6 protein-coding genes are annotated in these 11,452 nt (G+C 66.3%); 2 read left to right on the top strand and 4 right to left on the bottom strand.

Annotated features, from left to right (window positions below):
• Positions 1-100 precede the first annotated feature (100 nt).
• Positions 101-3,391 carry an AfsR/SARP family transcriptional regulator gene (locus tag KVP70_RS05045; RefSeq protein WP_217940979.1) on the top strand — a complete coding sequence of 1,097 codons (3,291 nt, stop codon included), beginning with the start codon at positions 101-103 and terminating at the stop codon, positions 3,389-3,391.
• Here KVP70_RS05045 and KVP70_RS05040 read toward each other — a convergent pair.
• Both KVP70_RS05040 and KVP70_RS05035 read right to left on the bottom strand, forming a co-directional pair.
• Entirely contained in the window at positions 3,384-3,704 is a 321-nt protein-coding gene (locus tag KVP70_RS05040) for a hypothetical protein (protein ID WP_217940978.1), read from the bottom strand. The two genes, KVP70_RS05045 and KVP70_RS05040, sit on opposite strands and share 8 nt — an antisense overlap.
• Positions 3,705-3,717: 13 nt before the next feature.
• Positions 3,718-4,407 carry a hypothetical protein gene (locus tag KVP70_RS05035; RefSeq protein WP_217940977.1) on the bottom strand — a complete coding sequence of 230 codons (690 nt, stop codon included), beginning with the start codon at positions 4,405-4,407 and terminating at the stop codon, positions 3,718-3,720.
• A gap of 181 nt (positions 4,408-4,588) precedes the next feature.
• Between KVP70_RS05035 and KVP70_RS05030 the strand changes: the two genes are divergently transcribed.
• Positions 4,589-5,068, top strand: coding sequence for a VOC family protein (locus KVP70_RS05030; RefSeq protein WP_416053879.1), 480 nt, complete (start codon positions 4,589-4,591; stop codon positions 5,066-5,068).
• A 15-nt stretch (positions 5,069-5,083) separates the two neighbouring features.
• On the opposite strand, the gene KVP70_RS05025 is transcribed toward KVP70_RS05030, so the two are convergent.
• Together KVP70_RS05025 and KVP70_RS05020 are read right to left on the bottom strand one after the other, a co-directional pair.
• Positions 5,084-5,656 carry a GNAT family N-acetyltransferase gene (locus KVP70_RS05025; RefSeq protein ID WP_217940975.1) on the bottom strand — a complete coding sequence of 191 codons (573 nt, stop codon included), beginning with the start codon at positions 5,654-5,656 and terminating at the stop codon, positions 5,084-5,086.
• Between the two features lie 140 nt (positions 5,657-5,796).
• The gene (locus KVP70_RS05020; protein WP_217940974.1) at positions 5,797-11,427 is read right to left on the bottom strand and encodes a hybrid sensor histidine kinase/response regulator; all 5,631 of its coding nucleotides are present in this window, start codon (positions 11,425-11,427) and stop codon (positions 5,797-5,799) included.
• Positions 11,428-11,452 lie beyond the last annotated feature (25 nt).

Here is an 11,452-nt window from a genome sequence, read left to right as displayed (position 1 = left end):
CCCTTGCAGCACGATAGTTGTGGAAATAAAAGATTTGTTCTTTTCATAATCAGAATTAAACTGGTTGTTCCCGCGCAGTCCGCTTCAAGGAACCGCCATCATGGCATCGCTCGCCAAGACCTCCCGTCCCGTCGCCCGCCTGATCGGCCGCCACAGCGCCGTGCAGGCCATGCTCGACTCCCCCGCCACGCTGACCTGGATCGCCGCGCCGGCCGGCTCCGGCAAGACCAGCCTGGGGCTGGAATTCTGCCAGGCCGCCGGCCCCACTGTTGCGTGGCTGCGACTGGACGAGGCGGACATCGACCCGGCCAGCTTCCTGCTCTATTTCGAACAGGCGATCGCCAACGGCGGCGTGGCGCCCGGCTGGCAACCGCCGCCGCTGCTGCGCGAACACCTGCCGGCGCTGCACGGCTACCTGCGCCTGTACGTGCGCGCGCTGGGCGCGGCGCTGGCGCCGGCCAGCCGCATCGTGCTGGACGACGCCCACCGCTGCCAGGACGCACCCTTCTTCCGCCAGTTCCTCGACACGCTGGCCACCGAGCTGCCGCCGGCCAGCAAGGTCGTGGTGCTGAGCCGCGCGCTGCCGCCGGCCGCCTGCGCGCGCCTGCTGGCGCACGGCGACATGCATGAACTGGACGGCGCGGCGCTGGCCTTCAGCCGCGACGAAACCGAAATCCTGCTCAACGTGCTGGGCATCGTCCACGCCGACAGCGTGGCCGACAGCGTCTACAACTTCACCCGCGGCTGGGCCGCCGGCATCGCGCTGGTGGCCTCGTGGCTCAAGCGCCGCCCCGGCGCCGCGCTGGCCGCCGAGGACGTGCTGTCGGAAGCGATGGTCGGCTACCTGGCCGAGGAAGTGTTCAGCGCCTACAGCGACGAGGAACGCGCCACGCTGCTGGCCGTGTGCTGGCTGCCGCACTTCAGCGGCGCCTGGGCGGCGGCGCTGTCCGGCGCGCCGCACGCGGCCGACATCGTGGCCCGCCTGGCCGCGCAGGGAGCGCTGATCTACGAGTACCCCGGCCGCCAATACGCGCTGCACCCATTGTTCCAGGGCTTCCTGCGCAAGTGGGCCGCCACCCACATCGACGACGCGCAGCGCCGCGCCTGGATCGCCGGCTGCATCGACACCCTGCTGGCCGACGGCAGCGGCGACACCGCCATCAAGCTGGCACTGGAACACGGCATGCCCGAACGCGCGGCCGGCCTGATCGAATCGCGCGCCGAGGCGATGCTGGCCAGCGCCCGCCACACCACGCTGGCGCGCTGGATCGACGCCCTGCCCGAAGCGCAGCGCAGCCCGTGGCACCACTACTGGCTGGGTCTGGCCGTGTTCATGAGCGACACCGCGCGCGCCCGCGCCGCGCTGCTCAAGGCGCTGCAGGCGTTCACGGAGCAGAACCGACCGATGCACCGCTTCCTGGCGCTGAGCGCCATCATCAGCTCCTACTTCTTCGACGGCGCCGCAGAACAGCCGCTGCGCGCCTTCCTGCAACAGCACGTGGACCCGTCGGAAGACTACGACCAGCTGCCCGACCCGGACCTGAAAGCCCACCTGACGCACAGCATGTGGAGCGGCTTGTTCATGACCGATCCCGGCCACCAGGACATGGACCTGTGGGAGCAGCGCGCGCTGGACGTGCTGCGCCAGCCGGCCGATCCCACGCTGAAGGTGCGCCTGGGCGCGATGCTGGGCCAGCACTACTACCAGTCCGGCCGCTACGCCGCCGTGCGCTCGGTGCGCGTGCTGCTCGACGCGCTGCCGGAAGCGGCCGCGCTGCCGCCGTATGCACGCTACCTGTCGCACCTTGTACAGCTGTACGACGCGCTGGCCGCCATGGACCACGCGCGCTTCGACGCCGTCTTCACCGCCTGCCGCGCCAGTTCGGAAAGCAGCGGCATCCGCATCATGGACGCGCACTACGTGCTGCTGTACGCGGCCGCCTGCCTGCTGCGCGGAGAACTCGACAAAGCCGCCACCGCCACCGCCGAGGTGGCGGCGCAAACGCCGCCGCAACACCACAACCTGGTGGCCCATCTGCAGCTGACGCAAACCTGGCTGGCCAGCTGCCGCGGCGACGGCCATGGCGCGCTGGCCTACGCCCGCCTGGCGCATGAAGCGGCGCTGCGCTTCGGCAGCGTGCCGTACGAGATCTACGCGCAGGCCGCCAGCTGCGTCGCCTGGACGCTGCTGGACCGCGACCGCTGCGCCGCCGAAACCGTCGTGCTGCGCCAGCATGGTCGCGACTACAACTCGCCGCTGGCGGCCACCCTGGCCGACTTGTTGGAGGCCTGGCTATTCATCACCGGCGCCGACGGCAAGGCGCAAGCGCTGCCGCAACTGCAACGCGCGCACCCGGCGCAGCTGCTGCTGGCGCAGGACAAGTTGCGCCGCGCGCTGAACCACATCGCCTCGCAGGGCGGCGGCTACCTGACCTTCGCCACGCCGCACATCCTGCAACCGCTGTGCGCGCACGCGCTGGCGGCCGGCATCATTCCCGGCGCGGCCAACATGCTGGTGCGCGCCTGGCGCCTGGCGCCGCCGGAAGACGCCGGCGACAACTGGCCGTGGCCGGTACAGGTGCGCAGCTTCGGCGGCTTCGAACTGCGCATCGCCGGCGAACCATTGCGCTCGCAAGGCAAGTCCAAGCACCGCCAGCTCGACATCCTGAAACTGATCGCGGCCCACGCACCATCGAGCATATCGCTGGAGCGCGCCGCGGAATTGCTATGGCCGGACGCCGACGGCGACACCGCGCGCCATGCGCTGGAAACCACGCTGTCCCGTCTGAGGGCGACGCTGGGCGCGGGCTGCATCCTGCTGGAACAGGGAACGCTGTCGCTGGCGCCGCAGCAATGCTGGAGCGATACCGCGGCGCTGGAACGGCTGCTGCCACGCCTGCAAACGCTGACGCAGGAATGGGCCACGACCGGCGATGCGGCTCCGGCATCGCACGAAGCCGCGCTGCTGACGACCGCCGCGCAAGTGCTGTCGCTGTATCGGGGAGAATTACTGCACGGGGAAAGCGCGCCGTGGCTGTTGGCGCGGCGCGAACTATGGCGCGGCAAACTGGCGCGCGCACTGGGCGACGCCGGACGCCAGCTGGCCCATGCCGGCAACAGCGGCGCCGCCACGCAACTGCTGGAGCGGGCGCTGGAGGCCGACCAGTACTGCAAGACGCTGAGCGCGAACCTGATGCGCATCCATCTGGACGGCGCGGCCTTCGAAGCGGGACTGTCGGTCTACCGCCGCTATCAGCGCATGGCGTTGAGCGCGCTGGGCGCGCCGGTGGCGCCGGAGATCGAAGCGCTGGCGCAGCAGCTGCTGGCCGGCGCCGCGCAGTCGGGCCCCGCCCACTTCGCGGGCAAGGCCGGACCGACGCAAACTACATGATGTACTTCAGATGCTGGGCCGGAATGCCCATCGCCTTGGCCAGTTCGGGGTTGGCGCGTATCTGCTGCTCCACGCCTTCCATCGCCGGCACCTCGTGCACGTCCAGCCGCACGTTGTGCGCTTCCGCCGCGCCGGCTTCGGTGCGGCGCGTGACTTTCTGCATGTCCGGCGACACCCGCAGCACCACGCCGCCATGATCGCGGGTAGCGTTGAACAACGTTCCGTGCTGGTCGTTTTGCACGGTCAGGCCGGTGTAGCCCGCTTCGCGCAGCAGCGCGGAGATGTCGTTGACCAGTTTTTGATCCTTATCCATTTTCATTTTCCTTTTAAGCTGGGAGCAAGCCGAGCGCGGTATCGACGCTGGCGTTTTGTACGAAGGTGCCGGCGGCCTTGGTGCCATTGCCGGGCAAGTAGTAAGCCTGGGAGAACTTGACGTTGGCGATGGCCGACGTCAGTTGCGGCAGCAGGTTCTGCACCTGCTTGCGCACCGCCGGCATGGCCGCTTTCAGCGCGTCGGAAGCGGGACCGGCGCAGAAAGGCAAACCGCCCTCGAACGAGAACCAGGTGCCATCGACCGTCACGTGCAGGTGCTTCTGGCTGTCGAGGAAGACGAACAGGAACACCGAGATGGTGCCGTCGATATCGGTGCAAGCCCACGGGGTCTCGATATGGAAATCGAAATTGACCTTGGCCAGCATATCGAAAGGCTTGTGCGCGGCCGGCGACTGGATAAAGTAGGGAACGCCGATCCACGGCGTGCCCTGTACGCGCAGGCCGCTGGTGAGCGAGGCGCCGGCGGCGATCAACTGATTGGCGACCATGCCGACATTGGCGTTGGTATTAATCAGCTTGCCGAGATCGACCACGATTTCGCCGCTGGGACGGTGGACGACGGACACGACGCTGCCCGGAGGCGACTCGGTGAACAATTGGTCGGCGGCGCTAACGGCGTTCTGGCAGATAAAGATGCCGTTGAAGTAGCCCTGTATGAAGGTGTATGTGCTGGTGACTGACATGATGCTTTCTTCCTGTAGTTGAAGCGCCGCCGATGGAGTATCGGTGACCGCTGGAAGAACGTTAATCTTGTCCGACCCACAAATAACTTGCAAATGCCCGATGGCCAAACTGCAAGCTGGCGCCGCCCCGCAAGAAGGCGGAGGTAGACTATGTCGGCCAACCATTTCAAGGAGGATGACGATGAACAAGAACACGCTTTGCCTGTGGTACGACCATGACGCGGAAGAAGCCGCCCACTTCTACGCCCGCACTTTCCCGGACAGCAAAGTCGGCGCGGTGCATCGCGCGCCGTCCGATTTCCCGGGTGGGAAGGCGGATAGCGTTTTGACAGTCGAGTTCACGGTCTGCGGCATCCCGTGCATCGGCCTGAATGGCGGAAAAACCTTCAAACACAGCGAAGCGTTTTCCTTCCAGATCGCCACCGACGACCAGGCCGAAACCGACCGCTATTGGAACGCCATCGTCAACAACGGCGGCGCGGAAAACGCCTGCGGCTGGTGCAAGGACAAATGGGGCCTGTCGTGGCAGATCACGCCGCGCGTGCTGACCGACGCCATGGCCAAGGGCGGCGACGTGGCCAAGCGCGCGTTCGAGGCGATGATGGAGATGCGCAAGATCGATGTGGCCAAGATCGAGGCTGCGGTGCGCGCAGCGTCCTGACCCCGGCAGGCCAGTTCAGGCCGCCGTTTCCCGCGCCGGATTGAGCAGGGAAGTCAGCACGTGGTCAGCCCACTGGCCGTTGATTTTCAAATATTCCTTTGCCAATCCTTCGCGCTCGAATCCCAGCCCGGACAACAGTTTCTCGCTTCGCTGGTTGTTCGGCTGAAAATTGGCCATGATGCGATGCAAGCCATGCGTCTCGAAGGCATGGGGAATAGCCGCTTCCAGGGCTTCGCGCATGTAGCCGCGACCCTGATGACCGCTGCCGAGGGAAAATCCCAAATGGCAAGCCTGAAAAGGGCCCTGGATGATATTCGTGAAACTGCACTCGCCGATCACTTCAGCGCTGCCCGCCGCCAGTACCAGCCAGTAAAGCGCCGATTTTTCTGCGACTTCGCTTGCCATCTTGCGCAGCCGGCTTTCGACTGCCTGCAAGGTATAGAACTGCTCCGACCGTTCAGGCTCCCACGCATGCAAATGGGCGCGATTGGACAGGCGATAAGCGAGAACGCCGGCGCTGTCTTCGATCGTGGGAACTCGGAGTACCAGGCGTTCCGTGACGAGGCGATCTAATTTGTGATTAATCATGAGCGGGGATCAAATCAGTGTTTTCTTGGGACTCTACATGCAAATTCCCATGGGGGTCAGGTCTGACATTCGGACACAAGCTCTACGGTAAGTCCCTCTATCGCTGACCTCGTGTCCGAATGTCAGACTTGACCCCGGTGTTACTGTTTCAACAGTCCCTCGATCGCGTCGAGCAGCACCGGCTCCTGGAACGGTTTGCCGAAGTAGGCGTTCACGCCCAGTTGCAGCGCGTAGTTGCGGTGCTTGTCGGCGCTGCGCGAGGTGATCATGATGATGGGGATGCCCTTGGTGCGCTCGTCGCCGCGCACGTTGCGGGTCAGGTCGAAGCCGTCCATGCGCGGCATCTCGATATCGACCAGCATCAGGTCCGGCGTGGCGCCTTGCAGCTGTTCCAGCGCGTCGACGCCGTCCTTGGCCAGGACCACGCTGTAGCCTTCGCGCTCCAGCAGGCGCTGGGTCACGCGGCGCACCGTCATCGAATCGTCCACCACCATGATCGAGCGGCCCGCCGCGCGCGGCGCGGGGCTGTCGCCGGCCGCTTGCGCGTAGTGCTGCTTCATCTCGGGATGGTGCGCCAGGTGCTGCGCCAGCGCCACCGGATTCAGGATCAGGACGATGTCGCCCGAACCCAGCACCGTGGCGCCGGCGATGCCGACCATGCGCGCCAGCTGCGGGCCGATGTTCTTGATGACGACCTCGCGGTTGCCCAGCACTTCATCGACGCGCACCGCCAGCCGCTCGTTGCCGTTCTTGAGCATCATCACCGGCGCGGAGCGCTGCACCGGCGGATGCGCCGCCGCATCGCCCAGCAACGCTGGCAGGTAGTGCAGCACGGCGTGCTGGCCTTGAATCGGCACGTAGCCGTTGTGATGCGCCTCAACCAGCGCCGCTTCCTTCATTTGCAGCACCTGCTCGACCAGGATGGCCGGCAGCGCGTAAGTCTTGCCGGCGGCAGACAGCAGCACGACCTGCGTGACGGCCAGCGTCAACGGCAGATGGATGGTGAAGCGCGTGCCTTTGCCGCGTTCCGTGAACGTGTCGACACGACCGCCCAGCGCCTGCGCTTCGGACTGCACGATGTCCATGCCAACGCCCCGGCCGGACAACTCGGTCAGCGCTTCGGCGGTGGAAAAGCCTGGCTCGAAAATCAGGTCGGCGATCTGAACGTCGGTGACATCTTCGTCTTCTTGCAGCAGGCCGTTGCTGATCGCCTTGGCGCGGATGCGTTCCAGATCGAGGCCGGCGCCGTCGTCGGTGAATTCAATAACGACTTCATTGCCCTGCTGCGTGACCTGCACCAGCAGTTCGCCGGTTTCGCTCTTGCCGGCTTCAGTACGGGCGGCGCGGCTTTCCACGCCGTGCGCGATGGCGTTGCGCAGCAGGTGTTCGAATGGCGCGGCCATGCGTTCCAGCACGCTGCGGTCCACTTCCACCGCACTGCCGCGAATATCCAGGTTGACGCGCTTGTCGACTTCCTTGGCGCTCTGGCGGGCGACGCGGAACAGGCGTTCGGAGATGCTGGCGAAGGGCACCATGCGCACGCGCATCAGGTCCCGTTGCAGGTCGCGCGTGAGGCGCGCTTGCAGCACCAGGTCGTCGCCGGCGTTGTCGACGCTGCGGGTCAGGCTTTCGTGGAAGGAGGCGACGTCGTTGACGCTCTCCGCCATCATGCGGGTCAGTTCCTGCAGGCGCGTGAAGCGGTCGAATTCGAGCGGGTCGAATTCGCGTTCGCTCGATATCGACATGCGGGAGGCGATCTGCGATTCGGCCTGCATTTCAACTTCGCGCAGCTGGCGGCGCAAGCGGGTCAGGTTCTCGGAGAAGTCGAACAGCGAGGCGCGCAACGTTTCGACTTCGTTTTCCAGCTTGGAGCGGGAGATCGATACTTCACCGGCCTGGTTCACCAGCCGGTCAAGGATGTCGGCCCGTACACGAACCAGTGGCGATTTGACGCTCGATTGCAGGTCGTCTGCCGGCGCGTGGGCGGCCGGTGTGGCGCCTGGGCTGTCGATGGCGTCCACGGTGATGTTGCCGGTGCCGGCGATGGCGGGTTCATTGGCCTCCATGTTGGCGACATCGGCGGCCAGGCCGGAGGCGGCTTGCTGCAAGGCGTCCGGGTGTTGGAGCTGTTCAAACAGCAGCAATGCGTGGTCGTAGTGGGCCAGCAGTTCGTCGAACGCTTGCGGCGTGGCGGAGCCGGCGTGCACCATGTTTTCAATGTGCGTTTCGATTTCGTGGGCGTGTTGACCCAGGCGCATTGCGCCGGCCATGCGGGCGCTGCCCTTCACGGTGTGCAGAAGGCGCAGCAGGCTTTGGGCGTGCGCGGTGTCGGCGGGATTGTGCTGCCAGGCGCGCAATGCTTCGCCTACTTGCGGCAGCAGGTCCGCGCCTTCCTCCAGGAAGACCGGCAGCAGGTCGACGTCCAGTTCATCGTTGAAGATCGCTGGCGCGGCGGTCAGGATTTCCGGCTCGGCAGGACGGAGTTCGAGGATCTCGGCTTCCAACTCCGGCACCGGCATCGGCTCGATAGCTAGGACGGGTTCGGGTTCGGGTTCGGGTTCGGGTTCGGGTTCGGGTTCCAGCTCCGCCACCGGCGGCAAGGGCTCGGGCTCCGGTTCAGGCTCCGGCTCGGAGATTGGCGGCTCTGGCTCCGAGGCCAGTGGCTCGGCAATCTTGAGCGGCGGTTCGGCGAAGGCGTCGTCAAACGCTGCGTTGAACAGGTCATCGATACTGTCGTCCGTCCGTGCTTCCACTTTTTTCGGTGCTTCCGCCGCCGCAGGGGCATCGGATTCCGGCACGCTTCCGCTGATCGCTTCAAACGTCTCACGGAACAGCCTATCCATCATCGACTCCACCGGCGCGGACGGCGCGCTCGTGATGTCGTGCATCGTCTCCGCGACCAGATCATCCAGCCGCGCTTCGATCGCATTGCTGGCGGCGGGCGCCGTGACCTCCAGTTCAGCGCGCAGGTCGTGCAGCGCTGTGACCAGCTCCGGCTGTGCGGACGGCATGTCGCCCGCCGCAAAACTTTGCAGCATCTGGCGGATGCGCTCTATCGTAAAGTCCAGCAAATCATGCTGCACCTGGTCCAGGTGCGGCGCGGGCGGCAGCAGCGCCTGGAGCGTGGACTCCAGCGCCAGCGCCAGCTCGCGCAAGGCCTTGAAGCCCACCGTGCCAGAGGTGCCGGCCAAGGTGTGCGACGCCTGCAACGCCTCCGCATTGACCGGACGGCGCGGCTCATGCCGCCATTCGCCAAAGTCCTGCGTCAGCAAGCGAACCAGTTCGTCCGTCTCGTGCAAATAGATGTTGTACAGCGGCAGAGGGATTTCCAGCTCGCCGATATGCTTGACGTTGTCGTCGCGCGGCACCGCCGGCGCGATGGTCGGGAATTCGATCACGTTGCCGGTAGAGGCATACGCAGCTGGCGCCACCGGCGCTTCCTCGGCCGCGGCAAGCGCAGGCGCCTCCTCCGCCACAACTTCCGGCGGCGGCACCGGCGACAGCGGAGGCGGCGCAGCCGCCGCGTCCATCGCGTCATCGATCACAAAATCACCGCCATCCTGCACCCGCGCCGCCGCAGCGACCAGCGCATCCGCATTGCGCGCCGAAACGCCGGAGGCGACCAGCTCCGCCACCCAGGCGCCCATCTGCCGCGCCGCCTCGTTGAGCAGCTCAAACAAGGCATCCGTGGCCGGCCGCGCTTCGGCCAGCCAGATATTCATCACCCGCTCGATGCCATGCGCCGCATCGGCAAACTGATTCAGGCCCACCATCCGTCCGCTGCCCTTGAGCGTATGGAAAGAGCGCCGCAGCATGGTCAGGTTCTCCTCGCTGCCCGACTCCGCGCGCGGCTTGGCCAGCGTTGCGTCGACAAACTTCAGCACATCCTGCGCCTCGGAGATGAAGATATCGAGCAGCTCGGCCTCCACCGCCGCGTCGCTGCTGGCTGGCGCCGGCGCTTGCACCGGCATGGCCACGGGCGCCGGCGCAGGCACCTGCTGGTCCAGCACCGGTATCGACTCCGAGCCCGGCATTTTCTTGAACGGCACCGAACGGAAAGTGCCATGCTCCGCGTCGAACGCAAAGCGCTCGCGCGCACCGGCCGCGTTCTGCGCCAGCATATCGACAAAGAAGCCCAGCGCGCCGACGTTCTGCGCGATATCGTCCAGCGCCTTGGGCTCCAGCGACGGATCGCCCTCGCCGGCCGCCAGCGCATGCACGGCAGCCTTCACATGGCGAGCCGCCTGCGTCGCGCCTTCCTGGTCGAGCATCGCCAGCGCGCCCTGCAACTGGTGCAGCACCCGGTCCAACTCCACCAGTGATGGACGCTTCGAAGGATCGATGTAGTACTCATCGAGCACCTTCTCCACCTGCCGCAGGCCGGTCTTCATCTCCATCGCCAGCGCGACGACGGTGTCGTCCTGCTGCATCTGCTGCGCCAGGCCGCGCTGCCACTGCGCGGGTTCCGGCGGCGTATCGCCGGACACCAGCGCCAGCAAACGCGCACCTATCGTGTCGGCGTGCGCGGCGAAATCATCGGGCAGATGGCGGATCTGCTCCAGTCCATGCTCGGCGAACAGCAGCGCGGTGGCCATCTCCAGCGCCAGCTCCTCGCTGCGGCCGGCGGAGATGGCGGTGTGCGCCACCTCGGCCAGCTGCCGCAACAGCACGCTCAACGCAGGCATCTCCAACTGATCGCAAGCCTCGGCCACCTCGCCCAGCGCGCCGCCGAAAGCGGCATCCAGCGCCGGATCGATTTCCGCCCCGGCCAGCCGGTCCCAGTTGGCCTTCGCTTTCGCCATCCCGGCCTTGGCGCGTTCCAGCGCCTCGAGGTCGATCTGGCCGTAGCGGCGGCGTTCGTAGTCGGCCGGCACCAGGCCGTCCAGCGCGAACACGCGGCGCAGGCGCTGCACCGTTTCCGAGGCCGACGCAGGTCCCGCGGCGGCGATGAAGAACAAGGCGTCGCGCAGCATCGCGTCCGGCTGCGCGGCGGTGCCCTGGCTCAGGCGGCGTATCTGCAAATTGATCATGCCGAACAGCTGCTTGACGTACAGGCCACCCGCCAGTTCGCCGTTGGCCACCAGTTCGGCAAAGGCCTGCATCGCCAGCCAGAAGGTGCGCGCCTTGGCGTCCTGCTGTGCGGCGGCGACCAGCTTCACCGCCTCCAGCAGCGCGGCGGCATGCTCCTGCTGCTGCGCCGCGTCGGCGCTCTTCAGGTATGGCAGCAGCGATTTCTCAAAGCGCTGACGGTAGGCCGTGTAGTCGGCGGCGGGCACTTCGCCGGCCGCCGACGGATCGGCGCTGCGCGACAAGTCGGGATAGAACAAATCGGCCGGATGGATGCGCTCCGTGCCCAGCATCTCCTGCACCGCGCGATAGTACGGGAACAGCTTGACCGGCTGCGATGGCCCGCCTTCCAGCAGCTCCTGCAAATACTCGACCAGGGCCTGGTACAGCTCCGCCAGCGTCTGCGCATGGTCGGTGCTGCATTTGAGCGCGCCGCCCTTGAAGCGGTCCAGCGCCTCCTCGGCCACCTGCGTCACCAGGCCGACACCGTCCACGTCCACCATCATCAGCGCGCCGTGCGCCTGGTGCAGATGGGATTTGGCGTGCTGCAGCTGGGTCGCCTGGTCTTCCGGCGCCCGGCCGCCCGCCTCGAACAGGGCGGTCTTCGAGCGTGCCAGCGACTCGCGGATTTCCACCATCACCCACGACAAGGGGCCGGTATCAAATTGCGGTTGCGGCGGATTCGGAAAATCAGTTGTGGTCATGCTTGCCTCGGCCTTTCAATGATGG

This window comes from Duganella violaceipulchra, from assembly GCF_019166075.1.
GTDB classification, from domain to species: domain Bacteria; phylum Pseudomonadota; class Gammaproteobacteria; order Burkholderiales; family Burkholderiaceae_D; genus Rugamonas; species Rugamonas violaceipulchra.
The sequence above is the reverse complement of the archived record's forward strand: the minus strand, read 5'-3'. Positions and strand labels throughout refer to the sequence as shown.